The 23,893-nt window shown below is 67.0% G+C and carries 27 protein-coding genes; 19 read left to right on the forward strand and 8 right to left on the reverse strand.

Annotated elements, in window-relative coordinates; all coding sequences use genetic code 11:
* Window positions 1-147 precede the first annotated feature (147 nt).
* The 3 genes from secB to KHO18_RS20790 all read left to right on the forward strand — a co-directional run bounded on the left by secB (window position 148) and on the right by KHO18_RS20790 (window position 2,902).
* The gene (gene secB, locus KHO18_RS20780) at window positions 148-666 is read left to right on the forward strand and encodes a protein-export chaperone SecB (protein WP_092291614.1); all 519 of its coding nucleotides are present in this window, start codon (window positions 148-150) and stop codon (window positions 664-666) included.
* A gap of 209 nt (window positions 667-875) precedes the next feature.
* The gene (locus KHO18_RS20785) at window positions 876-1,904 is read left to right on the forward strand and encodes an NAD(P)H-dependent glycerol-3-phosphate dehydrogenase (RefSeq protein ID WP_144198969.1); all 1,029 of its coding nucleotides are present in this window, start codon (window positions 876-878) and stop codon (window positions 1,902-1,904) included.
* An 11-nt stretch (window positions 1,905-1,915) separates the two neighbouring features.
* On the forward strand, window positions 1,916-2,902 hold the full coding sequence (locus tag KHO18_RS20790) for a Bug family tripartite tricarboxylate transporter substrate binding protein (RefSeq protein WP_211943784.1): 987 nt from the start codon (window positions 1,916-1,918) through the stop codon (window positions 2,900-2,902).
* A 34-nt stretch (window positions 2,903-2,936) separates the two neighbouring features.
* Here KHO18_RS20790 and trmL read toward each other — a convergent pair whose 3' ends face one another.
* Both trmL and KHO18_RS20800 read right to left on the reverse strand, forming a co-directional pair.
* Complete coding sequence (gene trmL, locus KHO18_RS20795) at window positions 2,937-3,407, reverse strand: tRNA (uridine(34)/cytosine(34)/5-carboxymethylaminomethyluridine(34)-2'-O)-methyltransferase TrmL (RefSeq protein WP_144198965.1); 471 nt, start codon at window positions 3,405-3,407, stop codon at window positions 2,937-2,939.
* Between the two features lie 67 nt (window positions 3,408-3,474).
* Window positions 3,475-4,089, reverse strand: coding sequence for a ComF family protein (locus tag KHO18_RS20800; RefSeq protein ID WP_244844952.1), 615 nt, complete (start codon window positions 4,087-4,089; stop codon window positions 3,475-3,477).
* A gap of 141 nt (window positions 4,090-4,230) precedes the next feature.
* On the opposite strand from KHO18_RS20800, the gene KHO18_RS20805 reads away from it, so the two are divergent.
* From KHO18_RS20805 to KHO18_RS20840, 8 genes are all read left to right on the forward strand, one after another.
* Complete coding sequence (locus KHO18_RS20805; protein ID WP_144198963.1) at window positions 4,231-5,169, forward strand: methyltransferase domain-containing protein; 939 nt, start codon at window positions 4,231-4,233, stop codon at window positions 5,167-5,169.
* Window positions 5,170-5,442: 273 nt separating this feature from the next.
* Window positions 5,443-5,958 (forward strand): DUF2244 domain-containing protein, encoded by a 516-nt coding sequence (locus KHO18_RS20810; RefSeq protein ID WP_092291622.1) that lies wholly within the window; start codon window positions 5,443-5,445, stop codon window positions 5,956-5,958.
* A gap of 61 nt (window positions 5,959-6,019) precedes the next feature.
* Complete coding sequence (gene coxB, locus KHO18_RS20815; RefSeq protein WP_144198961.1) at window positions 6,020-7,300, forward strand: cytochrome c oxidase subunit II; 1,281 nt, start codon at window positions 6,020-6,022, stop codon at window positions 7,298-7,300.
* Between the two features lie 41 nt (window positions 7,301-7,341).
* Window positions 7,342-8,976: a cytochrome c oxidase subunit I gene (gene ctaD / locus KHO18_RS20820; RefSeq protein ID WP_144198959.1), complete on the forward strand. Its 1,635-nt coding sequence runs from the start codon at window positions 7,342-7,344 to the stop codon at window positions 8,974-8,976.
* 12 nt (window positions 8,977-8,988) lie between these two features.
* Window positions 8,989-9,138 carry a cytochrome oxidase small assembly protein gene (locus KHO18_RS20825; RefSeq protein ID WP_211943794.1) on the forward strand — a complete coding sequence of 50 codons (150 nt, stop codon included), beginning with the start codon at window positions 8,989-8,991 and terminating at the stop codon, window positions 9,136-9,138.
* Between the two features lie 12 nt (window positions 9,139-9,150).
* Window positions 9,151-9,747, forward strand: coding sequence for a cytochrome c oxidase assembly protein (locus KHO18_RS20830; RefSeq protein WP_144198957.1), 597 nt, complete (start codon window positions 9,151-9,153; stop codon window positions 9,745-9,747).
* Window position 9,748: 1 nt separating this feature from the next.
* Entirely contained in the window at window positions 9,749-9,970 is a 222-nt protein-coding gene (locus KHO18_RS20835) for a DUF2970 domain-containing protein (protein ID WP_144198955.1), read from the forward strand.
* A gap of 108 nt (window positions 9,971-10,078) precedes the next feature.
* Window positions 10,079-10,939: a cytochrome c oxidase subunit 3 gene (locus KHO18_RS20840; RefSeq protein WP_144198953.1), complete on the forward strand. Its 861-nt coding sequence runs from the start codon at window positions 10,079-10,081 to the stop codon at window positions 10,937-10,939.
* Window positions 10,940-11,039: 100 nt separating this feature from the next.
* On the opposite strand, the gene KHO18_RS20845 is transcribed toward KHO18_RS20840, so the two are convergent.
* Entirely contained in the window at window positions 11,040-11,249 is a 210-nt protein-coding gene (locus KHO18_RS20845; RefSeq protein WP_144198951.1) for a twin transmembrane helix small protein, read from the reverse strand.
* Window positions 11,250-11,318: 69 nt separating this feature from the next.
* Here KHO18_RS20845 and KHO18_RS20850 point away from each other — a divergent pair, with 69 nt between their 5' ends.
* The 5 genes from KHO18_RS20850 (at window position 11,319) to KHO18_RS20870 (ending at window position 15,520) form a co-directional block, all read left to right on the forward strand.
* Window positions 11,319-12,089 carry an SURF1 family protein gene (locus KHO18_RS20850; protein WP_144198949.1) on the forward strand — a complete coding sequence of 257 codons (771 nt, stop codon included), beginning with the start codon at window positions 11,319-11,321 and terminating at the stop codon, window positions 12,087-12,089.
* A gap of 7 nt (window positions 12,090-12,096) precedes the next feature.
* Entirely contained in the window at window positions 12,097-12,753 is a 657-nt protein-coding gene (locus KHO18_RS20855) for an SCO family protein (protein WP_144198947.1), read from the forward strand.
* 6 nt (window positions 12,754-12,759) lie between these two features.
* Window positions 12,760-13,872 carry a COX15/CtaA family protein gene (locus KHO18_RS20860; protein ID WP_144198945.1) on the forward strand — a complete coding sequence of 371 codons (1,113 nt, stop codon included), beginning with the start codon at window positions 12,760-12,762 and terminating at the stop codon, window positions 13,870-13,872.
* Complete coding sequence (gene cyoE, locus KHO18_RS20865) at window positions 13,869-14,807, forward strand: heme o synthase (RefSeq protein ID WP_211943785.1); 939 nt, start codon at window positions 13,869-13,871, stop codon at window positions 14,805-14,807. The genes KHO18_RS20860 and cyoE overlap by 4 nt, the downstream gene beginning before the upstream one ends.
* Before the next feature lie 95 nt (window positions 14,808-14,902).
* Window positions 14,903-15,520 carry an SCO family protein gene (locus KHO18_RS20870; protein WP_144198941.1) on the forward strand — a complete coding sequence of 206 codons (618 nt, stop codon included), beginning with the start codon at window positions 14,903-14,905 and terminating at the stop codon, window positions 15,518-15,520.
* Window positions 15,521-15,588: 68 nt separating this feature from the next.
* Here the strand turns inward: KHO18_RS20870 and rpoH are convergent, their stop codons facing one another.
* Window positions 15,589-16,491 carry an RNA polymerase sigma factor RpoH gene (gene rpoH, locus KHO18_RS20875; protein WP_244844960.1) on the reverse strand — a complete coding sequence of 301 codons (903 nt, stop codon included), beginning with the start codon at window positions 16,489-16,491 and terminating at the stop codon, window positions 15,589-15,591.
* 410 nt (window positions 16,492-16,901) lie between these two features.
* Between rpoH and KHO18_RS20880 the strand changes: the two genes are divergently transcribed.
* Entirely contained in the window at window positions 16,902-17,777 is an 876-nt protein-coding gene (locus tag KHO18_RS20880) for a pirin family protein (RefSeq protein ID WP_211943787.1), read from the forward strand.
* 16 nt (window positions 17,778-17,793) lie between these two features.
* Here the strand turns inward: KHO18_RS20880 and ybiB are convergent, their stop codons facing one another.
* From ybiB to KHO18_RS20900, 4 genes are all read right to left on the reverse strand, one after another.
* Window positions 17,794-18,789, reverse strand: a complete 996-nt coding sequence (ybiB, locus tag KHO18_RS20885) for a DNA-binding protein YbiB (RefSeq protein WP_144198935.1) — start codon at window positions 18,787-18,789, stop codon at window positions 17,794-17,796.
* Window positions 18,790-18,884: 95 nt separating this feature from the next.
* On the reverse strand, window positions 18,885-19,688 hold the full coding sequence (locus tag KHO18_RS20890) for an ABC transporter ATP-binding protein (protein ID WP_211943788.1): 804 nt from the start codon (window positions 19,686-19,688) through the stop codon (window positions 18,885-18,887).
* A gap of 24 nt (window positions 19,689-19,712) precedes the next feature.
* Window positions 19,713-20,624 carry a nitrate ABC transporter permease gene (gene ntrB / locus KHO18_RS20895; protein ID WP_244844953.1) on the reverse strand — a complete coding sequence of 304 codons (912 nt, stop codon included), beginning with the start codon at window positions 20,622-20,624 and terminating at the stop codon, window positions 19,713-19,715.
* Between the two features lie 48 nt (window positions 20,625-20,672).
* On the reverse strand, window positions 20,673-21,980 hold the full coding sequence (locus KHO18_RS20900) for a CmpA/NrtA family ABC transporter substrate-binding protein (RefSeq protein ID WP_144198931.1): 1,308 nt from the start codon (window positions 21,978-21,980) through the stop codon (window positions 20,673-20,675).
* Between the two features lie 540 nt (window positions 21,981-22,520).
* Between KHO18_RS20900 and KHO18_RS20905 the strand changes: the two genes are divergently transcribed.
* Window positions 22,521-23,222, forward strand: coding sequence for a fumarylacetoacetate hydrolase family protein (locus KHO18_RS20905; protein ID WP_149136789.1), 702 nt, complete (start codon window positions 22,521-22,523; stop codon window positions 23,220-23,222).
* 4 nt (window positions 23,223-23,226) lie between these two features.
* Entirely contained in the window at window positions 23,227-23,874 is a 648-nt protein-coding gene (gene maiA / locus KHO18_RS20910; RefSeq protein WP_211943789.1) for a maleylacetoacetate isomerase, read from the forward strand.
* Window positions 23,875-23,893: the final 19 nt, after the last annotated feature.

Consider the following 23,893-nt stretch of genomic DNA (forward strand, 5'->3'; position numbering starts at 1 on the left):
CTACCGGATATCTGAGACGATTCTGATTCGGCGGCGAGCGGGTGAATTCGCCATCGGCGTCATGTACCATATGCGCTTTCCAGCCGGGCCCCGCGCCCGGCAGAGACCAAAAATCGATTCCAAACCGATTCAACCGGGAAGCCTTTCATGAGCGACGAGCAACAAGCCACCCAGCAGGACGATCAGCCCTTCTTCAACATCCAGCGCGTGTACCTGAAGGACATGTCGCTGGAGCAGCCGAACTCGCCGGCCATCTTCCTCGAGTCGGAAGCGCCGGCCGTGGAAGTGCAGGTCAACGTGGCCGCCGCGCAACTGCAGGAAGGCATTTTCGAAGTGGTGGTGACCGGCACGGTGACCACCAAGGTGCAGGACAAGGTAGCGTTCCTGGTGGAAGCCCACCAGGCCGGCATTTTCGACATCCGCAACGTGCCGGTGGAGCAGCTGGACCCGCTGCTGGGCATCGCCTGCCCGACCATCCTGTACCCGTACCTGCGCGGCAACGTGGCCGACGTGATCACGCGCGCCGGCTTCCAGGCGATTCACCTGTCGGAAATCAACTTCCAGGCGCTGTACGAGCAACGCCTGCAGCAGGCCATGGAAGAAGCTGGCCAGCAGGGCGGCGAGTCGGGCATCGTGATGCCTGATGGTTCGCAGGCACGCCACTGAGGCACCGGCAAAAACGATTCTGGCGTCGTTGCGCGGCCTTGCCGTACCACTTGTACTGTCTGCGGCCGCGCGCCTAGCCAGAACCGCTTCGCTTCGTTTTGCCGGCGCCTCAGGGTGCCAGGCAGAACGGGCGACTTAAAACGGGGCTTCGGCCCCGTTTTGATTTCCCCCGCCATACTGACGTTATCCGCCATTCCGCCAGAATCGCCATGAAACTGACCTTCCTCGGCGCCGGGGCCTGGGGCACCGCCCTGGCCAGCCACGCGGCCACCGTGCACGACGTGGTGCTCTGGGGCCGCGATGCCGCGCAACTGGCCGATATCGCGCAAACCGGCATGAACGCGGCCTACCTGCCCGGGGTGGCGCTATCCCCCCGCCTGGCCTGCGAAGCCGATTTCGATACCGCCGTGGATCACGCACTGGCAGACCCGGACGGGCTGCTGGTGGTGGCCACGCCGGTTTCCGGCCTGCGCGAGATGACGCGCCGGCTGGCCGCGCGCCATGCCGGCCGGCCGGCGCCGTTGGCCATGCTCTGGCTCTGCAAGGGCTTCGAGGCTGACACCCACGCCATGCCGCACCAGATGGTGCGCGAGGAGCTCGATGCGCTCGGCGTGGCGCCGGGCCAGATCGAATATGGCGTCCTCACCGGGCCGAGCTTCGCCAAGGAGGTAGCCCAGGGGCTGCCGTGTGCGCTGACGGTGGCGGGCACGTCCCATGCGCTGGCGGACCGGGCCCAGGCGGCGTTCCATCACCACGCCATGCGGATCTACGGCAGCGACGACCTGATTGGCGTGGAGGTGGGCGGCGCGGTCAAGAACGTGCTGGCGATTGCCACCGGCGCCAGCGATGGCCTGGGCCTGGGGCTCAACGCGCGTGCCGCGCTGGTCACGCGCGGGCTGGCCGAAATGACGCGGCTCGGGCTGGCGCTTGGCGGCCGCGTGGAGACCTTCATGGGCCTCGCCGGCATGGGCGACCTGATCCTGACCGCCACCGGCGACCTCTCGCGCAACCGCAAGGTGGGCCAGCAACTGGCGGGCGGCAAGACACTCGAGCAGGTGCTCGCCGACCTCGGCCACGTGGCCGAAGGGGTGCGCTGCGCCCAGGCGGTGGCGGCGCTGGCTGCCCGGCACGGCGTGGAAATGCCGATTACGCGCGCGGTCTGCGCGGTGCTGTTCGAGGGCCTGTCCGCCGCCGACGCCGTGGCGCAACTGCTCCAGCGCGACGCGCGGGACGAATAACGCAAGTAACGATGCCTAGCCGCCGCCAAACCCTCGGGGCGATGATCGCCACGCTTTCCACGCTGTGCCTGGGCGCCGCGCCCGCGCTGGCCGAGACCTGGCCGTCGCGCCCCATCCGCATGATTGTGCCGTTCCCGGCGGGCTCCTCGCCGGACCTGATCGCCCGGATCGTCACCGAGAAGCTGGCCGTGGCGCTGGGTCAGCCGGTGGTGGTGGAAAACCGGCCCGGTGCGGGCGGCAATATCGGCACCGGCATGGTCGCCAAAGCCGCGCCGGACGGCAATACGCTGCTGTTTACGATCAACGGCCCGCTTGTCACGGCGCCGGCGCTCTATCGCCATCTTGGCTACGACCCGGTGCGGCAACTGGCGCCGGTGACGCTGGTGGCTACGTCGCCGAATGTGCTGGTTGTCGATGCGCGACTGCCTGTGCACACGCTGGCCGACTTCGTCGCGCTGGCCAAGGCCCGGCCGGGCGCGCTGAACTACGGGTCGGTGGGCAACGGGAGTGCGGCGCATCTGGCCATGGAGCAGCTCAAGACCATGGCCGGCATCGATCTCCAGCACGTGCCGTATCAGGGGTTTCCGCAGATTACTACCGCGATCGTCGGCGGGCAGGTGCAGGCCGGCTTCATGGTGCCCGCAATTGCCATGCCGATGGTGACCGCCGGCAAGCTGCGCCTGCTCGCCGTAACCTCCACCGGGCGTACCGGGCTGCTGCCGCAGGTGCCGACCGTGGCCGAATCGGGCTATCCGGGCTTCGAGGCCATCTCGTGGCAGGCCGTGCTGGCGCCGGCCGGGACGCCGGCGCCGGTGATCGACCGGCTGTACCGGGAACTCGTAACGATCATCGGCAGCGCCGACGTGCGCGAGAAGATGCGCGCCCAGTATTTCGTGCCGGCCGGTACCGCGCCGGCCTCGCTGCGCCAGACCATGGCCACCGAGACGGCGCGCTGGGCCAAGGTGATCCGCGCGGCGGGCGTGCAGCCCGAGGGCTAGGCGCCGCCCCAAGCCGCCAGGCGTTCTTCTGCCGTCAGGCGCCGCCTGCGAAGCCGTTCTGGCGCCAGGCCTCGAACACCACCACGGCCACGGTATTGGAGAGGTTCAGGCTGCGGTTGTCCGGCCGCATCGGCAGCCGGATGCGCTGGGTGGCCGGAAACCACTCGCGCCGCCCGGGCGCCAGGCCACGGGTCTCCGATCCGAACACAAACCAGTCCCCGGGACGGAAGCTGACCTGCCCGAACGGCGTGGAGCCGTGCGTGGTCAGGGCGAACATGCGGGCCGGATCGGGCTGCTCGGCCGCCATCAGGGCGTCCCAGTTTTCGTGCACGCGCATCGTCGCGTATTCGTGATAGTCCAGGCCCGCGCGGCGCATGCGGGCGTCCTCGAGCGGAAATCCGAGCGGCTTGACGAGGTGCAGCTGCGCCCCCGTGTTGGCGCACAGGCGGATCACATTGCCGGTATTCGGCGGAATTTCGGGCTCGACGAGGACGACGTTGAACATGGCGCAATGGCTGGAAAATCGGCCCCGAGCTTACCGCGCCAGGGGGTGGCTGTCATCCCGTGACTTTTTACGGGGTCCGCAGCGCAGGCAGGGCGGTCACGCGCCGGGCGCCGTGAGCCTTGAGGACGGCGGCGGCGGCACGCAAAGTGGCGCCTGTCGTCATCACATCATCGATCAGGGCGATGTGGAGCCCGTCGAGCCGCATCGGGCGGGCCAGGGCGAAGGCATCGCGCAGGTTGGCCTGGCGGGCGGGCAGGTCCAGCGTCAGCTGCGCGGCGGTGTCGCGGCGGCGGGTGAGCAGCGTGGCATCGGCGCGTACGCCGAGCCGCCGGGCCAGTGGGCGGGCAATCTCCCACGCCTGGTTGAAGCCGCGCGAGGCCAGCCGTTGCGGCGCAAGCGGCACGGGGACGATGAGATCGGGCAGGTCGGGCAGGGCGCGCAGGCGTTCGGCAAGCTGCGCGGCGATCCATCCCGCCACGGGCAATGCGGCGCCGAACTTCAGCCGCAGGATCAGGCGATCGAGCGGCTCGGCATAGTCGGCCAGCGTCACGGTGGCATCGAGCGGATCGTCAGGCACGCAGGCCGGGCAATGGCCGGTGGCCGGACTGGCGCACCGCTGGCAGCGGGGCCGCGCCGCCAGCAGCGATCCGGCGCAGGCGGCACAGACCACATCGCGCTGCATATCGGCGCAAATGGCGCAGGCGGAGGGGAGCAGGGACGGCAGCAGCCCGCCGAGCCAGCGCCCGGCAGCCCCGGCGGCGCGCGCGTATACTTGCGATCCTCGCGGTCCTGTCCGACCGCTCCCCACTGGTTCCGATTGTCCGTGTCCTTGCATGCCGCTGATTCTCCCGATGCCTGGTTGCCGCCCGCGCGGCTGACCCGGCTTGCCTTCGACCGCCGCAGCACCGCCTTCGGCCAGCTGGATTTCCTGCTCGGCGAGATCGGCCGGCGCATGCAGGAGCGCATGGAGGTGATCCGGCTCGCGCCCCGGCGCGCGCTCGATATCGGCTGCGGCCACGGGCAGGGCCTGGCGGGTTTGCGCGCGCGGTTTCCCGATGCGCAGATCGCCGGCCTCGATATTTCCGGCGCGATGCTGCGCGAAGCCGGCCAGCGCGATCCGCAGCGCCGCCCGGGCTGGATCGGCCGCATGCTCGGCAAGCGTCCGATGTTCGACCTGGTGCAGGGCGATCTTGCCACACTGCCGTTTGGCGGCGCCAGCTTCGATCTGCTCTGGTCCAACCTCGCGCTGCACTGGCATCCCGAGCCGCACCGCGTGTTCCCGGAGTGGCATCGCGTGACGGCCGACGAGGGCCTGGTGCTGTTCTCGCTGTTCGGCCCGGACACGCTGCGCGAGTTGCGCACGGCCTTCGGCGAGGTGGACCTCGATGCGCACACGCTCCGCTTCGTCGACATGCATGACATCGGCGACATGCTGGTGCACAGCGGCTGGTCCACGCCCGTGATGGACATGGAGACGCTGACCATCACCTACGAGTCCCCCGAGACGCTGCTGCGCGAGGTGCAGGCCTTCGGCGGCTTCCGGCGCCCGGGCCCGGCGGGGCTGCGCGGGCGCCGCTGGCATCGCGCCGTGCTGGACGCGCTGGAGCGCCAGCGCAACAGCGATGGCGTGATTCCGCTGACCTTCGAGATTGTCTACGGCCATGCGTGGAAGCTGGCGCCGCGCGGCCGGCAGGCTACCGACGATCAGGGCCGCGCGGTGGTGCCGATCGACAAGATCGGGCGGGCTTCGCCACGCCGCTGACACACCGCGCGGAAGGGCGCTCGGACCGTCGCGCAACAATGCGCGCGCACCGATTGTGTTGACTATCGGGGCTGTTGCAGCCATGCACAAAAACTTGAACTAGGCAAGCCCTCCGGTCAAATCCTCCCTTGTTCGAGTATGCGAAGCGCCATATAATGCGCCAGTTTGTCGCAGTGGTCCCCTGGCACAAGAACGCCCCCGGAATGCACTCCGCACGTGTGCCCGGGCGCGCCATTCGTCCCGGGTGTGCATCCGATGCAGAGTGGTTGGGCGATGCAAGACTTGGGTATCGCATTCCAGACGGCAGGAGTTGACTCCGGCGGAAATCACGACGGACGTCCCCCCTTGCCGAGCAACGACTGGCTGATGAAGCGGAATTGCTCGCTCTCCCCACGCCAGGTCGGCTGGTTCTACTTCTCCATCGTATGTATTTCCACTGCCATCGCGGTGTTCCTTGCCGCGTGGCATGGGGCCTGGCTCGTGCTGCCTTTCGCGGGGCTCGAGCTGCTCGGGCTGGGGATTGCCCTGCTGGCGTACGCACGCCATGCGACGGATTATGAACGCGTGAGTGTGACCGACGGCATGCTGGTCGTGGAGACAGCCAGCGCCAGTCGGGTCACGCGTGAGGTATTCAACCCGCGATGGGTGCGGGTGGAACTGGGTGAATCGTTCCGGGCGCTCGTGGTTCTGCGGTCGGACAAGCGTGTCGTGCGGGTGGGGTGTCATCTGGACCCGATACGGCGGCGCAAGTTCGCGCAGGAACTCGCAGCGGTCCTGCATTGCTTCTGAGAGGAAGGGAGGCAGGGCACGGCGGGGACAGATTTGAATCTGTAAATTGGGTAGATAAACAATGAAAATGTGGAAGAAGGCATCCGCAGCATGTCTGGCAGGTGCGTCCCTGCTTGCCAGCCAGGCGGCCTCCGCGGTCAGTGATATGCCAGGCGGCCCGGCCGTCCGACAGCTGAACCTGACCGAACCCGTTACAAAGATCGCCGAACAGATTCACTGGCTGAACTGGATGATGCTCATCATCTGCACGGTGATTTTCATCGCCGTGTTCGGCGTGATGTTCTATTCCATCTTCACGCACCGCAAGAGCCGCGGCGCCAAGTCGGCCGCGTTCCACGAAAGCATTACCGTGGAAGTGGTGTGGACCATCGTCCCATTCCTGATCGTGATCGCGATGGCGCTTCCCGCCACCAAGACCGTGGTCGCGATGAAGGACACCACCAACTCCGACATCACCATCAAGGCCACCGGCTACCAGTGGAAGTGGGGCTACGACTACCTGAAGGGGCAGGGCGAAGGCATCTCGTTCGTCTCCACCCTGACCACGCCGCGCGAGCAGATCAACAACGAGCAGCCGAAGTCGAACACCTACCTGATGGAGGTGGACAACGAGCTGGTGGTGCCGGTCAACAAGAAGATCCGCATCGTCACGACGGCCAACGACGTCATCCACGCGTGGATGATCCCGGCCTTCGGCGTGAAGCAGGATGCGATTCCCGGCTTCGTGCGCGACACCTGGTTCCGCGCCGAGAAGATCGGCGTCTACCGTGGCCAGTGCGCCGAGCTGTGCGGCAAGGAACACGCGTTCATGCCGATCGTCGTGCGCGTGGTCTCGGACGCCGACTACACCAAGTGGGTCGACGAGAAGAAGAAGGCGCTGGCCGCTGCGGCGGACGATCCCAACAAGACCTGGACCCTCGATGAGATGAAGGTGCGCGGGGAGAAGGTCTACGCGTCGAACTGCGCGGTCTGCCACCAGCCGAACGGCAAGGGCGCCGGCGCGTTCCCGGCGCTGGACGGCTCCAAGGTGGTGACCGGCCCGAAGGCCGGCCAGATGCACATCCTGCTGGAAGGACGCGGCGGCATGCCGTCCTGGAAGCAGCTGTCCGATACGGAACTGGCCGCGGCCATGACCTACACCCGGAATGCGTGGGGTAACCGGACTGGCGAGGTGATCCAGCCGGCCGACTTCGTGAACGCCCGCGCGGGCAAGTTCCCCGAAGGCGGTGGCGCACCGACGGCGGGCACCGCCGAGGCGGCGCCGAAGGCCAAGGCCGATCCGGCCCCGGCCACCTCCCCCGACAAGCAGGCCAGCCTCGCGGGCAACCGCGTCGCAGGCTGACCCGCAGCCGCACCGCATACAGGAATTCAGGAGTCAACGCGATGAGTACCGCTACCCCGGAGACGCTGGGTCATCCGCACGACCACGCCCATGATCACGGCCACGGCGATCACAGCCATGGCGATCATGCGCACGATCACCCGCATGGCTGGCGCCGCTGGCTGTTCGCCACCAACCACAAGGACATCGGTACGCTGTACCTGCTGTTCTCGTTCACGATGCTGCTGTCCGGCGGCGTGCTGGCGCTGCTGATCCGCCTGGAGCTGTTCGAGCCGGGCCTGCAGTTCTTCCGCCCCGAGCTGTTCAACCAGTTCACCACGATGCACGGCCTGATCATGGTGTTCGGCGCGATCATGCCGGCGTTCGTCGGCTTCGCGAACTGGATGATCCCGCTCCAGATCGGCGCCTCGGACATGGCCTTCGCGCGGATGAACAACTTCAGCTTCTGGCTGATGCCCCCGGCGGCGCTGCTGCTGGCCGGCTCGTTCTTCGCCCCGGGCGGCGCCACCGCCGCCGGCTGGACGCTCTACGCGCCGCTTTCGGTGCAGATGGGCCCCGGCATGGACATGGCCATCTTCGCCATGCACATCATGGGCGCCTCGTCGATCATGGGCTCGATCAACATCATCGTGACCATCCTCAACATGCGCGCCCCCGGCATGACGCTGATGAAGATGCCGATGTTCTGCTGGACCTGGCTGATCACCGCCTACCTGCTGATCGCCGTGATGCCGGTGCTGGCTGGCGCCATCACCATGGTGCTGACCGACCGCCACTTCGGCACGAGCTTCTTCTCCGCCGCCGGCGGCGGTGACCCGGTGATGTACCAGCACATCTTCTGGTTCTTCGGCCACCCCGAGGTGTACATCATGATCCTGCCCGCGTTCGGGATCATCTCGCACGTGGTGCCGGCGTTCGCGCGCAAGCGCCTGTTCGGCTACAGCTCGATGGTGTACGCCACGGCGTCCATCGCCATCCTGTCGTTCATCGTCTGGGCGCACCACATGTTCACCACCGGCATGCCGGTGACCGGCCAGCTGTTCTTCATGTACGCGACGATGCTGATCGCGGTGCCGACGGCCGTGAAGATCTTCAACTGGATCGCCACGATGTGGCGCGGCTCGATGACCTTCGAGACGCCGATGCTGTTCGCCATCGGCTTCATCTTCGTGTTCACGATCGGCGGCTTCACCGGCCTGATCCCGGCCGTGGCCCCGATCGACATCCAGATCCAGGACACCTACTTCATCGTGGCGCACTTCCACTATGTGCTGGTGGCCGGTTCGCTGTTCGCGCTGTTCGCCGGCTTCTACTACTGGGGGCCGAAGTGGAGCGGGTTCATGTACAACGAGACGCGCGGCCAGATTCACTTCTGGGGCTCGCTGATCTTCTTCAACGTGACCTTCTTCCCGATGCACTTCCTGGGGCTGGCCGGCATGCCGCGTCGCTATGCGGACTATGCGGTCCAGTTCACGGACTTCAACGCGATTGCCTCGATCGGCGCGCTGGGCTTCGGCCTGATGCAGGTGTATTTCTTCTTCTTCGTGGTGCTGCCGTCCTACCGTGGCGGCCAGGCCGCCGGCGACAAGCCGTGGGATGGCGCCGAGGGCCTGGAGTGGACCGTGCCGTCGCCGGCGCCGTTCCACACCTTCGAAGAGCCGCCGCAGGTGCGCTGAGTGATTGACGCCATGAAGCCGGAAACCCCGTCGCGCCTGGACAGCCAGGGTCGCCAGGCAACACAACGGGCCGCCAACCGGCGGCTGGGCCTGATCCTGCTGTCCATCGTGGTGGTGTTCTTCCTGGGATTCTTCGCCAAGATGGTTTTCCTTGGCGGTTGAGTGGAGATAGACGTGGACGCGCAGCAGAAGGCGGAAGACCGGGCAATCGAGCGGCGCTTCAACCGCGGCATGCTGCTGCGGCTGCTGGTGGTGGTGGGCCTGATGTTCAGCTTCGGCTACGCGCTGGTGCCGCTGTACAAGAAAATCTGCGAGGTCACCGGCATCAATGTGGTGACCACGCGCGACCTGTACGGCGGATCGCTGAAGAAGAACACCCAGGTGGACAAGAGCCGCACGGTCACGGTGGAGTTCGACTCCAACGCGCGCGGGCCGTTCGCGTTCCGCCCGGTGAAGTCCTCGATGGAAGTGCATCCGGGCGAGCTGACGACCATCGTCTACGAAGTGGCTAACGGGCAGTCGCGCGATATTTCCGCGCAGGCGATCCCCAGCTACGCGCCCAAGCAGGCCACCGAGTACTTCAAGAAGGTGGAGTGCTTCTGCTTCAAGCAGCAGACGCTCAAGGCCAGCGAGGCGCGCGAGATGCCGGTGGTGTTCGTGATCGATCCGAACCTGCCCAAGGATGTGAAGACGATCACGCTGTCGTACACCTTCTTCGAGATCGGCACGCCGGTAGCGCAGACGGCGGCGCCGGCGGGGCAGGGGAGCTGAGATGGGCGTGACGCCAGAGCCGCATGACCCGCTTCAGCGCAAGGCGTCGTTCGCGCAGACGGTGCGCGCGGTGCTGTGGTCGTTCATCGGCCTGCGCAAGGGCTCGGAGCACGAGACCGACATGGCGCGGCTGAACCCGGTGCACGTGATCATCGCCGGCCTGATTGCTGCGGCGCTGTTCGTGGCGATCTTGATCGGCATCGTGAAGACCGTGGTGGGATGAAGCTGTCCCCAAAAAAATAAGAGAAGTACGAGCACACCGCCGGCGGGGAGGTTGGCCGAAGGTGCTGGAACTACAACGAATCAGAGACACTGAGCTGGAGATAGAAGAATGAGTGCGAATCGCGCAAATGCTCCGTACTACTTCGTACCGGGCCCGTCGCGCCACCCCATCACGGCAGCCTTCGGCCTGCTGCTGACCGGCGCCGGCGCCGCGGGTTGGGTCAACGGCCAGTCGTGGGCCCCGTTCCTGTGCGGCTTCGGCCTGCTGTGGTTCCTGTTCGTGCTCAAGAGCTGGTTCGGCGACGCCATCCGCGAGTCGGAAGGCGGCCTGTACGGCAAGAACATCGACGTCTCGTTCCGCTGGTCGATGGGCTGGTTCATCTTCTCCGAGGTGATGTTCTTCGCGGCCTTCTTCGGCGCGCTGTTCTACGCCCGCACCATCGCCATGCCGTGGCTGGGCGACCTGAACAACAAGATCATCTGGCCGGACTTCGCGGCCGTGTGGCCCAACCTCGGCCCGGCGGGCACGGTGGAGAGCTTCCAGACCATGGGTCCGTGGCCGATCCCAACGATCAACACGGCGCTGCTGCTGATGTCCGGCGTCACGCTGACCTGGGCGCACCACGCGCTGCTGGCCGGCAAGCGCAGCCAGCTGATCCAGGGCCTGGTGCTGACCATCCTGCTCGGCGCCATCTTCATGTGCCTGCAGGTCTACGAGTACATGCACGCCTACTCGGACCTGAACCTGAAGCTGACTTCGGGGGTCTATGGTTCGACGTTCTTCCTGCTGACCGGCTTCCACGGCTTCCACGTGACCATGGGCGCGATCATGCTGGCGGTGGTGCTGGGCCGCGTGCTGCGCGGCCACTTCACGCCGGAGCACCACTTCGCGTTCGAAGGCGCCGCCTGGTACTGGCACTTCGTGGACGTGGTCTGGCTCGGCCTCTACGTGGTGGTGTACTGGCTGTAACGGCTGGAACGGGCCGCTGCGGCGGTCCTGCGGTACAAGACGAAGCGCCGCGGAGGACGATCCTCGCGCGGCGCTTTTTGTTTTGGGGTCTGGCGGCCGTTCAGGGCGACATGTGGATGCCGGTGCTGTGGATCCATCCCATCCAGTTGGCGAACAGGATGAACAGGAACAGCGCCACCGAGAAGCCGACGCGCAGCATCAGCGAGCGCATCATGTTGGGCGTGCGGCCACGGTCGCGCATCATGAAGAACAGCGCGGAGGCCAGGCTGCCGATGATCAGAATGAAGGCGACGATGATGATGAAGCGCATGCTGGGGCGAAGGGGGGCCGCGGGTCATGAAAGTGGCCATTATGGCACCGTGGCCTCGCGGGGCCATTCGTGACGACCCGCAATCGGGGGAGCCTGTGGCGCTCGCCGGGGGCGGTGCCGCTGGTGGCGGCGCTGGCCGTGGTGGCGGTGACCTGCGCGCTCGGCAACTGGCAGCTGCGCCGGGCCCACGAGAAGGTGGACCGCGCCGCGCGGCTGGCCACGCTGGCGGCGCAGGCGCCGGTGGACCTGAACACGGCCCGCATCGACGCCACGCAGGTGGTGGACCGCCGCGTGCGCGCCCGGGGCCGCTTCGACGCCGCCCGGACCGTGCTGCTGGACAATCGCCCGCACGGCAACGGCTCCGACGGCCGCGCCGGCTTCCTGGTGCTGACGCCGCTGAAGCTGGCCGATGGCGGCGCCAGCGTGCTGGTGCTGCGCGGCTGGTTGCCGCGCGATGCCCAGGACCGCACGCGGATCGCTCCGTTCCCGACGCCCGATGGCGATGTGACGCTGGACGGCACGGCGCTGGCCACGGCCCCGCGCGTCTACAGCCTTGGGCACGACGCGGCGGCCGAAGCGGGGCAGAAGATCCGCCAGAATGTAGACTTGGCGGCGTTCGCCCGGGAAACCGGGGCGCCGCTGCTGCCGTTGGTGATGCAGCAGGCCACCGATACCGGCGATGGCCTCGCGCGCGACTGGGCGCCCGCCGACCTCGGCGCGGACCGCCACTACGGCTACGCCGCCCAGTGGTTCGGCCTGGCCGCGCTGACCGTGGTGCTGGTGGCCGTACTGGGCTGGCGCCGCGCGCGCCGGGATACCGCCGCCCTGCCGAACCGATAACCGAACGATGAACGTACAGACGAACTCCATGCCATCGCAAGACCCCACGGCCACGCCGGATACCCGCATCGATGCGCGCACGCGCCGTGGCCGCCTGCAGATGCTGATGCTGCTGCTGGTCTGCGCGTCGCCGGTCATCTTCTCGTATTTCACTTATTACGTGGTCAAGCCGAGCGGCGCCAGCACCAACTACGGCACGCTGGTCGACCCGCTGCGCCCGATGCCGCCGGAGAACGTGACCAACGAGCGCGGCGAGGCCGTGCCGCTGGCGTCCTTCCGCGGCAAATGGCTGATGGTGATGACCGCCCCGTCCGCCTGCGACGAGGCGTGCGCCAAACGGCTGTTCACGATGCGCCAGATCCGCGCGGGGCAGGGCCAGGACCGCGAGCGCATTACCCCGGTCTGGCTGATTTCCGATACCGGCGCCGTGGACGAACGGCTGTCCAGCGCCTACAACGAACCCTATGCGGGCGTGCGCTTCCTGCGCATGGACGCCGTCGCGCTGCGCCAGTGGCTGCCGGCCGAGCCGGGCGCCGGGGCCGAAGACACCGTGTACCTGGTCGATCCGCTCGGCAACCTGATGCTGCGCTGGCCGAAGGAGCCCGACCCGAAACAGATCAGCAGCGACCTGAAGAAACTGCTCAAATTTTCCCGAATTGGCTGATTTGCGATGCTGCTCCAACTCGCCATCATTGGCATCCTGATTGCCCTGCTGCCGCTCTCGTACGTGCTGGTGCGGGGCAGCCGCGACAAGTACCGCAAGCTGGTCTGGGTCACCGCCTTCCTCACGCTGGACCTGATCATGTTCGGCAGCTTCACCCGGCTGACCGATTCCGGCCTGGGCTGCCCGGACTGGCCCGGCTGCTACGGCCATTCGAACCCGCACGCGGCCATGGAGCCGATCCGCGCCGCAGAGACCGCGCTGCCAAGCGGCCCGGTCACGCTGGCCAAGGCGTGGATCGAGATGATCCATCGCTATTTCGCCATGGCGGTGGGCGTGCTGATCATCTCGCTGATGGTGCTGGCATGGGTCAAGCGGCGCGAGCTGAAGCAGTCGCCGTGGTTCGCCACGGGGGTGTTCGTGCTGGTCTGCGTGCAGGGCTTGTTCGGCGCGCTGACCGTGACGATGAAGCTCCAGCCAATCATCGTGGTGACCCACCTGCTGCTGGCGATGGCGCTGCTGTCGTCGCTGATCGTGCTCGGCTCGCGCAATGACCCGCCGCACCCGGTGACCCCGCAGGCGGCCTCGCTGCGCTGGGCGGCGTGGGTGGCGCTGGCGCTGCTGGTGACCCAGATCTTCCTCGGCGGCTGGGTCAGCACGAACTACGCGGTGCTGGCCTGCACCGACTTCCCGCTCTGCAACGGCCAGCTGGTGCCGGAGATGGACTTCCGCCACGGCTTCACGCTCTGGCGCCAGCTCGGCATGACAGCCGATGGCGACTACATCCCGCACGCGGCGCTGGTGGCCATCCACTGGGTGCATCGCGGCTTTGCCTTCGTGGTGCTCGGCTTCCTGGCCTGGTTCGGCCTGCGCGCGCGCCGGCTGGAGGGCCTGACGCGCCACGCCACGTGGCTGCTGGCCGTGCTGGCGCTGCAACTGGCCACCGGTTTGTCCAACATCGTGTTCGACTGGCCGCTCGGCGCGGCGGTGGCGCACAACGGCGGCGCGGCCCTGTTGCTGATGCTGTTACTCCGTCTCCACTACAATATTGGCCTCGCGACCCTCGCGACACGTTATGCCGGCGCCGCCGCTCAATCCGCCTCAGCCGCGCGCGCCACATGAAGGACAAGATGCCTCCCGTGGTCTCCGCTACCCAAACTCATTCCTCCGTGAGCCGTATTCGGCACCTGGCTCGCCAATATGCCGCGCTGACCAAGCCGCGCGTCACGCAACTGGCCGTGTTCTGTGCCGTCATCGGCATGTTCCTGGCCACGCCCGGCATGGTGCCGTGGCCGGTGCTGCTGGGCGGCGCCGCCGGTATCTGGCTGCTGGCCGGTGCGGCGTTCGCCATCAACTGCCTGGTCGAACAGAAAATCGATGCGATGATGCGCCGCACCGCGTGGCGGCCTTCCGCCACGGGCGAGATCACCAGCGCGCAGACGCTGGTCTTCTCGGCCATCCTCGGTGGCGCCGGCATGTGGCTGCTGCACGTGTTCGCCAATGATCTGACGATGTGGCTGACCTTCGCCACCTTCCTCGGCTATGCGGTGGTCTACACGATCCTGCTCAAGCCGGCCACGCCGCAGAACATCGTCATCGGCGGGCTGTCGGGCGCCATGCCGCCCGCGCTGGGCTGGGCCGCCGTGGCCGGCACCGTGCCGGCCGAAGCGTGGTTCCTGGTGCTGATCATCTTCACGTGGACGCCGCCGCACTTCTGGGCGCTGGCCCTGTACCGTCGGGCAGACTACGCCAAGTCCGGCCTGCCGATGCTGCCGATCACCCATGGCGAAAAGTACACGTTGCTGCACATATTGCTCTACACGCTGGTGATGATCGCCGCCACGCTGCTGCCGTTCGTCTACGGCATGAGCGGCTATATCTACCTCGCCGCCGCGCTGGGCCTGGGGCTGGTGTTCCTCGGCTACGCCTGGAAGCTGTTCCGCAACTACTCGGACGCGCTCGCGCAACGCACCTTCCGCTATTCGATCCTGTACCTCTCGCTGCTGTTCGCGGCGCTGCTGGTGGATCACTACTTCAAGTTCGTGCCGCAGGTCTGATGGCCCGCCTGCGGCATCTTGCCGCGCCCGGAGGCCAGCGCCGATGTGATCGGCGATACTTCCGGGCACTCTCTCCCGACCACCGCGCTCCCCTGATGACTCTTCCCGGCTCACCGTCCCTCCTTGCCCAGTTCCGCCGATTCTGCCTGCTGGCGCTCTGCGCGACCCTGCTGGCCGCCTGCGGGCAGCCCAAGCCCTCGTTCAAGAACGTGGATATCTCGGGCGCTACCGAGTTCGGCAAGGACTTCGCGCTGCTGGACCCGAGCGGCAAGACCCGCACGCTGGCCGACTTCAAGGGCAAGGCCGTGGTGATGTTCTTTGGCTACACGCACTGCCCGGACGTCTGCCCGACCACCATGGCCGAGCTGAAAGCGGTGATGGACAAGCTCGGCCCGGACGCCGACAAGGTGCAGGTGCTGTTCGTCACCGTGGACCCGGAGCGCGACACCGGCGCGTTGCTGGGCCAGTATGTACCGGCCTTCGACGCCCGCTTCCTGGGCCTGCGTCCGGCCGACGAGGTGGGGCTGAAGAAGGTGACCAAGGACTTCAAGGTCTTCTACGCCAAGGTGCCGGGCACCTCGCCCAACAACTACACCGTGGATCACTCGGCCGGCAGCTATGTGTTCGATACCAACGGCCAGCTGCGCCTGTTCCTGCGCCACGGCCAGGGGCCGGACCCGATCGCGCATGATCTGAAGCTGCTGCTGTCGTAAGCTGCGCGCAGGACGAAAAAAGGGCCGGTCAACATGACCGGCCCTCTTGCATTGCGGGGAGCGGAGGATCAGGCGAAAGCCGCCAGCGCACCCTTCATCTTCTTCATCGCGGCCGCCTCGATCTGACGGATGCGCTCGGCGGAGACGCCAAACTCGTCGGCCAGCTCATGCAGCGTGGCGCCGCCCGAGCCGTCGTCGTTCACGTCCAGCCAGCGCGCCTCGATAATGCGGCGGCTGCGGGCGTCCAGACGCTCCAGCGCCTCGCCCAGCCCTTCCACCTGCATGCGGTCCTGGCGCTTGGCCTCGAGCACGCGGGTCGGCTCGTTGTGGTTGTCCGCCAGATACGCGATGGGGGCGAATTCCTCCTCGCCGTCGTCGATCTGGCCTTCCAGCGCCAGGTCGCCGCCCGACAGGCGGGTCTCCATCTCCATCACTTCTTCTGGCTTCACGTTCAGCTCGCGCGCCACGGCTTCCACCTGCTCGGGCGTGAACGTGTGCGCGCCGGTCTTGTGGCTGCGCAGGTTGAAGAACAGCTTGCGCTGGGCCTTGGTGGTGGCCACCTTGACCATGCGCCAGTTCTTCAGCACGTATTCATGGATCTCGGCCTTGATCCAGTGCATCGCGTACGACACCAGACGCACGCCCTGATCGGGGTCGAAGCGCTTCACGGCCTTCATCAGGCCGATGTTGCCTTCCTGGATCAGGTCCGCATGCGGCAGGCCATAGCCCAGGTACTGGCGGGCGATGGACACCACCAGACGCAGGTGGGACATCACCAGCCGGCGGGCGGCATCGACGGATTCATGGTCGCGCAGGTCGCGCGCGAGGCGCTGCTCTTCCTCGGCGGTCAGCAGCGGAATACGGTGGATAGCCTGGATGTAGCTATCCAGATTGCCCACTGCGGCCGGGAAGGCGAGCGCGAGGCTGCCAGCGGCGGCATTCTGGGGGGCCATCGGCAGACGGCCAGTCATCTTGGTTTGGTCGGCAGACAGAACTGCGGTCACGCTTATTGCTCCTTTCGCTTCCGGCGGTAGGTTGCCGGCGTGCCTCGATTCCAGAATCGGAAGAGACACCGCACTGCAACGCATATTAGCACTCAGGTTCGGCGAGTGCTAAGTTAGAGCTTCTATAGGGTTGATAGTTCCGGCCAATGGATATTGTTATTGGGATAGCGTAACCGGCCTCGGTGCGACGTCCGCGCCTTGTCTGGCAAGGGCTGGCGGGCCGCCAGCGTCGCGTACCATGATTAGAGGGAACTTGCCCCAATCGGTTTCATCGTGATTTCGGGATGCTGTATTGCGCATTTCGCTACACTGGAGCCCCGCTTTCCGCTGTTATCTCCCTGTTGTCTCGCTGTTATCCCATTGCCAGGAGTCCTGTCATGTCTGCCATCGAACACTTGCTCAAGCCCCATGTGCGGGACATCGGCGAGTTCACGGTCCGCCGCCTGCTGCCCGCCGCCGCCACGCAGACCGTGGGCCCCTTTATCTTCTTCGATCACCTCGGTCCCGTGTCCATGCCGCCGGAGAGCGGCATGGATGTGCGCCCACATCCACATATCGGCCTGGCGACCGTGACGTATCTGTTCGAGGGCGAGATCATGCACCGTGACAGCCTGGGCAGCGAGCAGGTGATTCGCCCCGGCGACGTGAACTGGATGACAGCCGGCACCGGCATCACGCACTCGGAGCGCTCGCCAGACGCCGCGCGCCAGGCCGGCCCGCTGCTGCACGGCATCCAGACCTGGGTGGCGTTGCCGAAGGCGCATGAGAAGGATGCGCCGTCGTTCCATCACCATCCCGGCGCCACGCTGCCCAAGCTGGAGCTGCCCGGCGTGCGGATGACCGTGATTGCCGGCGATGCCTTCGGCGCGGAATCCCCGGTGCGGGTGTATAGCCGCACGCTCTACGTGGCCATCGACATGGAAGCCGGCGCGACGCTGGTGATTCCGCCCGAGCATGTGCAGCGCGGACTCTATCCGGTGGAAGGCGATGTGACGATCGATGGCGAGGCGCTGGCGGGGGAACACCTCGCCGTGCTGGTGCCGGGCGAGCCGGCCACGCTGACCGCGACCACCGCCGCACGCGTGATGCTGCTGGGCGGCGATCCGACCGACGGCCATCGCTTCATCTACTGGAATTTCGTGGCGAGCACCAAGGAAGACATCGACGACGCCGCGCGCCGCTGGGAGAACGACGAGTTCCCGCACGTGCCGGGCGAGACCGAGCGGATTCCGCTGCCCCCGCGCCGGCCCTGACCGTCCACAGGCGTCGTCAGACCGGACTGGCCCAGGCCACGCGCGTGGCCTGCTTCAGGCAGTCCTGGATGGTCGCCACCTGCGTGGCGATCGGCGCCGGCACCGGCACGTCGCCATCGAGCACCTTGCGAATCCAGGCGGCGGTCTGGCCGACGTCGGTGCCGGGCGGCAGCTCGGGCACCTCGCCAATCGACCCGCTTGCCGGATCGACCATCGTCCGCTGATGGCCATCGTGGAGCCAGTCGATGCGGCTGCTGCGGCGGGCATCCGCCACCACTTCGCCCTCGGTACCGCGCGCCAGCAGCACGTTGGCGGGCTCGTGGGAGAAGTAGTCAGTCAGCGTCTCGCGATATTCCGGATGGGTGTAGCTATAGAGCCGCAGCGCCTCGGCCGGCGTGTGGCTGCCTACCGGTTGCAGCATCTTGACGATGGTGTGCGAGGAATTGCGCAGGCCGATGATCGGGCGCTTGTCGAGCAGGCGCGAAAGCGCTGGAGACAGCACATCGATCGGCAGCACGGCCAGCGGATTGGCGACGGCGCGCAGCTGGTCCTGCGCGGCCTGCGGCGTGGCGCAGAGCGGCACGCCGAGGGCCTCGAACAGTTGCATGCTCGTCACCCGGCCGTCGAACTCGCGCGAGCCGTGGACCAGCGTGGGCACGCCCTCGCGCGCCAGCAGCAGCGCCAGCAGCGGCACCAGGTTCGGCTGCTTGCGCGCGCCGTTGTAGCTGGGGATGACGACCACGGGCTTGTCCGGCGGCGCCGCCAGCGGGGCGCAGTGGCCGTGGGCGGCTTCCAGCATGCCGGCCAGCTCGTGCGGCGCCTCGCCCTTGATCCGGTAGGCCATCAGCACGGCACCGAGCTCGATGTCGGAGACGCGGCCGGCCAGCATCGCATCGAACAGCACCTGGGCGTCCTCGCGGGGCAGCGCCCGGGCGCCATTGACCCCGCGCCCAATCTCCTTGATGTACTTGCTGGCCGAGAACGGCGGAAGGGTCGGGGTGGCAGATGTCATGGCGGGAGGGGGATATGTGGATCGTTCTGCCGTTCATGATAGCGGAGCAGGGCGGCTTCGCCCACGCCCGCTATCCCACGCACCCCCCGCCGGGGTCAGGCTGCCTCGCGCAGCGCCGGGTTGCGCTGCTTGCGGTAGAGGAAGTCCAGCACGGCGGTGCGGCAGGCGTGGTAGCCCTTGTCGTCGGCCAGCGCCACGCGGTCGCGCGGGCGGGGGAGGTCCACCTTCAGGATCTCGCCCACCGTGGCCGCCGGGCCGTTCGTCATCATCACGATGCGGTCCGCCAGCAGCACGGCTTCATCCACATCGTGCGTGACCATGACCACGGTGCTGCGGGTGCGGGCAACGATCTTGATCAGTTCGTCCTGCAGGTGGGCGCGGGTCAGCGCGTCCAGCGCGCCGAACGGCTCGTCCATCAGCAGCACCTTCGGCGACATGGCCAGCGCCCGGGCAATGCCCACGCGCTGCTTCATCCCGCCCGAGATCTCATGCGGATACTTGCTCTCGGCGTGGGTGAGGCCGACCAGCGCCAGCGTGTCCTGGGTGCGCGCCTTGAGCTGGGCGCGGCCCTCCGTGGCGGCGAACACGCGCTCCACGCCCAGGTAGACGTTCTCGAAGCACGTCATCCACGGCAGCAGCGAGTGATTCTGGAACACCACGGCGCGCTCCGGCCCCGGCCCGGCAATCTCGCGCCCGGCGCAGATCAGCGCGCCCGTGGTGGGCGTGGTCAGGCCGGCAATCAGGTTCAGCAGCGTGGACTTGCCGCAGCCAGAATGCCCGATCAGCGTGATGAACTCGCCCTCGGCAATGCCCAGGTTGATGTCGCGCAGGGCCACGAACGGCCCCTTGCGCGTCTTGAAGGTCTGGCCCACGTTCTCGATGCTGACAAACTTTTCCATGGCGATGGCTCCTTCGGGGGGCGGTCAGTTGTTGCCGTAGCTGAAGCGGCGGGCCAGCGCGAGCAGCAGGTGCTCGAGGATCAGGCCCACCACGCCGATGATGAAGATGGCGATGACGATGTGCTCCACCTTGAGGTTGTTCCACTCGTCCCAGAGCCAGAAGCCGATGCCGGTGCCGCCCGTGAGCATCTCGGCGGCCACGATCACCAGCCACGCGGTGCCGATCGAGAGCCGCACGCCGGTCAGCATGTAGGGCAGCACGGCCGGGAACAGCACGCTGCGGAACACCTTCCATTCGGAGAGGTCGAGCACGCGCGCCACGTTCAGGTAGTCCTGCGGCACGCGCGTCACGCCGACGGCCGTGTTGATGATCATCGGCCAGATCGAGCAGATGAAGATGGCCCAGATGGCGGCCGGGTTGGCGGCCTTGAACAGCAGCAGGCCGATCGGCAGCCACGCCAGCGGCGAGACCGGGCGCAGCAGGCTGATCACCGGCGCCGCCATCGCGTTCAGGAAGGCGAAGCGGCCCAGCAGGAAGCCCGCCGGAATGCCGACCACTGCCGCCAGCCCGAAGCCGGCCGCCACGCGCGCCAGCGAGGCCAGGATGTTCCAGCCGATGCCCTGGTCGTTCGGCCCGTTGCGGTAGAACGGATCGGAGAACAGCGGCACGGCGGCGTTCCAGGTGGCGCCCGGCGTGGGAAGCGCCGGAATCAGCGTGGCAATGCCGTGCCACACCAGCAGGAACAGGACGAAGCCGACCAGCGGTGGCACCGTCCGGCGCACGATGGCGCCAAGCGCCTCGCGGCGGGCGGCCACCCGTTCCTGTGCGGCCAGCTGCGCCGCCCGGCGGCGGGTTTGCTCCTTGGTGTCGGTGTCGACAATGTCCGAAGTCATGGCGGGTGTGCCTTCCGGCGCGGGGTGGGCAATGGCATTCACGTCTGGCTCCTGAAGTGAGGGCAGCGGGAAATCAAGGAAACGGCGAGGTCAGGCTTTGATCTTGAATCCATCGGCATAGGCCTTGGGGTCCTTGGTGGCATCCCAGGTCACACCGTCGATCAGCTTGGCCGTCCGGAAATCGCTCTTCGGCACGGCCACCTGCGCGGCGGCGGCGGCCTGCTTGAAGATATCGATCCGGTTCACCTGTTTGGCGACGGCCAGGTAGTCCGGGTGCTCCTTGAGCAGGCCCCAGCGCTTGTGCTGCGTGAGGAACCACATGCCATCGGACAGGAACGGGTAGTTGGCCGCGCCGTCCTGGTAGAACTTCATTGAATCGGGGTCGTCCCAGGTCTTGCCCAGGCCGTTGCTGTAGCGGCCCAGCATGCGGTCCAGGATGATGTCCATGTCGGTATTCACATAGGACTTGGCGGCGATGGTCTCGGCGGTCTTGCGGCGGTTGGAGGTCGAGGCGTCGATGAACTTCGAGGCTTCCAGGATGGCGGCGACCATCGCCCGCGCGGTGTTCGGGTGCTTCTGGACGAACTCCGCCGTGGTGCCGAGCGTCTTCTCGGGGTGATCCTTCCAGATCGCCTGGGTGGTTTCCGCGGTAAATCCGATCTTGTCGGCGATGGCGCGCGCGCCCCACGGCTCGCCCACGCAGAAGCCGTCCATATTGCCCACGCGCATGTTCGCCACCATCTGCGGCGGCGGCACGGTGATGGCCTTGGCGTCCTGCATCGGATTGATGCCGTTGGCGGCCAGCCAGTAGTAGAGCCACATGGCGTGGGTGCCGGTGGGGAAGGTCTGGGCGAACACGTAGTCGCGCCGCTCCTTCATCATCAGCGCCTTCAGGCTGGCGCCGTCCTTGGCGCCTTTTTCGGCGAGTTTCGATGACAGCGTGATGGCCTGGCCGTTGTGGTTCAGGTTCATCAGCACGGCCATGTCCTTCTTGGCGCCGCCGATGCCGAGCTGCACGCCGTAGATCAGGCCGTAGAGCACGTGCGCGGCGTCGAGTTCGCCATTGACGAGCTTGTCGCGCACGCCGGCCCAGTTGGCTTCCTTGCTCGGCGTGATCTTGATGCCGTACTTCTTGTCCAGGCCGAGCGTGGACGCCATGACCACCGAGGCGCAGTCCGTCAGCGGGATGAAGCCGATGCGGACTTCGGATTTCTCCGGGGCATCGGAGCCGGCCGCCCAGGCGCCGCTGCGCACCAGCGGATCTACCAGCGTCATCACGCCGGCCCCGGCGATGGTGGCCAGCACGCGGCGCCGGCTCTGGCTGGCTGGGGCTGCGTCGGGGATGACAGGGACCACGGCGGCGGGCAGGGGCTTGGCGTCTTTGAGGCGAGAGGGCATGGCGATGGCTCCGAAAAAAGAAAAAGGCGTCCCGACCCGCAGCCCGCCTTCGCCAGCTTGCAGTTCAGGACGCCGTTGTCCCGCCGCGCGTGCCATGGTCGGCAGCGCGGACGCGTTGTTCAGGTTGTGAGTTCGGGTGCTGCGAGCTTCGTGCTTCGGTACCACGCGGCCGTCGTTGGCCGTGCAGGCGATAACGCAAGCCACGTGCCAGCGCCGTTGCGGCGCACAAGCGCGCGGAAAAGTTGCCGGAAATCCCTATCGGGAGGCGGCGCGTGGCGGGTCCGCCCGGGGACGGTGCGGACGGTGGGCCGTGGCGGGGCATGGGGGATGGATAGGCCGGTGGCGGCCTGCGCGAACTAGTGCGGGCCGGCCCGCCCCGCAGCGCCACAGTTGTGCAATGCACCAGCCGCGTGCGGAGGGGCGGGCGCCGTGGCAACTGCCCGTCGCGACTGTATGCGGCCGTACGCATGGGTGTATGCTTTTGGCCTACCGCGCCCCGCCGGCGCGGATTCCATCAGAAAAACAGTCTGGAGAGTTTGGATGACCGAGTTCGTTTTCGAGCCGCAAGCCCCCGTTGGCGTCCCTGTGCGCGGCAGCCGCGCAAGCTTTCCCGTGCGCCGGGTCTATTGCGTGGGCCGCAACTATGCCGCCCATGCGCGTGAAATGGGCTCGGACCCGGATCGTGAACCGCCGTTCTTCTTCTGCAAGCCGTCCGACGCGGTGAGCTACGTGGCCGACGGCACCGAAGGCACCTTCCCGTACCCCCCGGGCACCAGCAACTGCCACTATGAAGTGGAGCTGGTGGTGGCCATCGGCAAAGGTGGCAAGGACATCCCGGTCGAGCAGGCCGCCAGCCACGTCTACGGTTACGCCCTCGGCCTGGACATGACGCGCCGCGACCTCCAGAACGAATCGAAGAAGACCGGCCGCCCCTGGGAGACCGGCAAGGCATTCGACAAGTCGGCGCCGATCGGCCCGATCCTGCCGGTGTCCGAGATCGGCCATCCGCAGAAGGGTGCGGTCACGCTGGCGGTGAACGGTGTGGAGAAGCAGCGCGGCGATCTGTCGGACCTGATCTGGTCGGTGCCCGAGATGGTGTCGTACCTCTCGAAATTGTTCGAATTGCAGCCCGGCGACCTGATCTACAGCGGCACGCCCGAAGGCGTGGGCCCGGTGGTGAAGGGCGACGTCATGCTGTGCCGCATCGAGGGTGTGGGCGAGCTGACCGTCAAGGTGGTCTGAGCCGATGCTGAAGCTCTACAGCTACTTCCGCAGCTCGGCGTCGTTCCGCGTGCGCATCGCGCTGGAACTGAAGGGCCTGCCGTACGAGTACGCGGGCGTGCACCTGCTCAAGGAAGGCGGCATGCAGCTGAAGCCCGAGTATCGCGCGCTCAACGCCGATGGCGTGGTGCCGACGCTCGTGGCCGACGGCAAGTCGCTGATCCAGTCGATGGCGATCATCGAATACCTGGACGAGACGCATCCCGAGCCGCCGCTGCTGCCGGCGAACGCGCTGGACCGCGCCATCGTGCGCGGACTGGCGCAGGAAATCGCCTGCGAGATCCATCCGCTGAACAACCTGCGCGTGCTGAAGTACCTCAAGCACACGCTGGGCGTGGCGGAGGAGGCGAAGGATGCGTGGTACCGGCACTGGATCGAGCAGGGCTTTGCCTCGCTCGAAGGCAACCTCCAGCAGATCGGCCGCGTGGGTCGGTACGCGTTTGGCGACACGCCGACGCTGATCGACCTGTGCCTGGTGCCGCAGGTGTTCAACGCGCACCGGTTCAACGTCGATCTGGACCGATATCCGCAGATCGCGCGCATTCACGCGGCCTGCATGGAACTGGAAGCCTTCCAGAAGGCCGCGCCGGCGGCGCAGCCGGATAGCGAGTAGTCGGCTTTTATCGGATGTT

Source organism: Cupriavidus campinensis (assembly GCF_905397395.1).
Taxonomy (GTDB): domain Bacteria; phylum Pseudomonadota; class Gammaproteobacteria; order Burkholderiales; family Burkholderiaceae; genus Cupriavidus; species Cupriavidus campinensis.

What these genes read in the sequence shown, in the direction of transcription:
- KHO18_RS20900 (WP_144198931.1), bottom strand. Translation starts at nt 21,980, where the DNA reads ATGCCCTCTCGCCTCAAAGACGCCAAGCCCCTGCCCGCCGCCGTGGTC.
- KHO18_RS20890 (WP_211943788.1), bottom strand. Translation starts at nt 19,688, where the DNA reads ATGGAAAAGTTTGTCAGCATCGAGAACGTGGGCCAGACCTTCAAGACG.
- KHO18_RS20800 (WP_244844952.1), bottom strand. Translation starts at nt 4,089, where the DNA reads ATGCAGCGCGATGTGGTCTGTGCCGCCTGCGCCGGATCGCTGCTGGCG.
- maiA (WP_211943789.1), top strand. Translation starts at nt 23,227, where the DNA reads ATGCTGAAGCTCTACAGCTACTTCCGCAGCTCGGCGTCGTTCCGCGTG.
- ctaD (WP_144198959.1), top strand. Translation starts at nt 7,342, where the DNA reads ATGAGTACCGCTACCCCGGAGACGCTGGGTCATCCGCACGACCACGCC.
- cyoE (WP_211943785.1), top strand. Translation starts at nt 13,869, where the DNA reads ATGAAGGACAAGATGCCTCCCGTGGTCTCCGCTACCCAAACTCATTCC.
- KHO18_RS20840 (WP_144198953.1), top strand. Translation starts at nt 10,079, where the DNA reads ATGAGTGCGAATCGCGCAAATGCTCCGTACTACTTCGTACCGGGCCCG.
- secB (WP_092291614.1), top strand. Translation starts at nt 148, where the DNA reads ATGAGCGACGAGCAACAAGCCACCCAGCAGGACGATCAGCCCTTCTTC.
- ybiB (WP_144198935.1), bottom strand. Translation starts at nt 18,789, where the DNA reads ATGACATCTGCCACCCCGACCCTTCCGCCGTTCTCGGCCAGCAAGTAC.
- KHO18_RS20835 (WP_144198955.1), top strand. Translation starts at nt 9,749, where the DNA reads ATGGGCGTGACGCCAGAGCCGCATGACCCGCTTCAGCGCAAGGCGTCG.
- KHO18_RS20810 (WP_092291622.1), top strand. Translation starts at nt 5,443, where the DNA reads ATGCAAGACTTGGGTATCGCATTCCAGACGGCAGGAGTTGACTCCGGC.
- KHO18_RS20905 (WP_149136789.1), top strand. Translation starts at nt 22,521, where the DNA reads ATGACCGAGTTCGTTTTCGAGCCGCAAGCCCCCGTTGGCGTCCCTGTG.
- KHO18_RS20860 (WP_144198945.1), top strand. Translation starts at nt 12,760, where the DNA reads ATGCTGCTCCAACTCGCCATCATTGGCATCCTGATTGCCCTGCTGCCG.
- KHO18_RS20845 (WP_144198951.1), bottom strand. Translation starts at nt 11,249, where the DNA reads ATGCGCTTCATCATCATCGTCGCCTTCATTCTGATCATCGGCAGCCTG.
- KHO18_RS20825 (WP_211943794.1), top strand. Translation starts at nt 8,989, where the DNA reads ATGAAGCCGGAAACCCCGTCGCGCCTGGACAGCCAGGGTCGCCAGGCA.
- KHO18_RS20785 (WP_144198969.1), top strand. Translation starts at nt 876, where the DNA reads ATGAAACTGACCTTCCTCGGCGCCGGGGCCTGGGGCACCGCCCTGGCC.
- KHO18_RS20855 (WP_144198947.1), top strand. Translation starts at nt 12,097, where the DNA reads ATGAACGTACAGACGAACTCCATGCCATCGCAAGACCCCACGGCCACG.
- KHO18_RS20880 (WP_211943787.1), top strand. Translation starts at nt 16,902, where the DNA reads ATGTCTGCCATCGAACACTTGCTCAAGCCCCATGTGCGGGACATCGGC.
- coxB (WP_144198961.1), top strand. Translation starts at nt 6,020, where the DNA reads ATGAAAATGTGGAAGAAGGCATCCGCAGCATGTCTGGCAGGTGCGTCC.
- KHO18_RS20870 (WP_144198941.1), top strand. Translation starts at nt 14,903, where the DNA reads ATGACTCTTCCCGGCTCACCGTCCCTCCTTGCCCAGTTCCGCCGATTC.
- KHO18_RS20790 (WP_211943784.1), top strand. Translation starts at nt 1,916, where the DNA reads ATGCCTAGCCGCCGCCAAACCCTCGGGGCGATGATCGCCACGCTTTCC.
- trmL (WP_144198965.1), bottom strand. Translation starts at nt 3,407, where the DNA reads ATGTTCAACGTCGTCCTCGTCGAGCCCGAAATTCCGCCGAATACCGGC.
- rpoH (WP_244844960.1), bottom strand. Translation starts at nt 16,491, where the DNA reads ATGACTGGCCGTCTGCCGATGGCCCCCCAGAATGCCGCCGCTGGCAGC.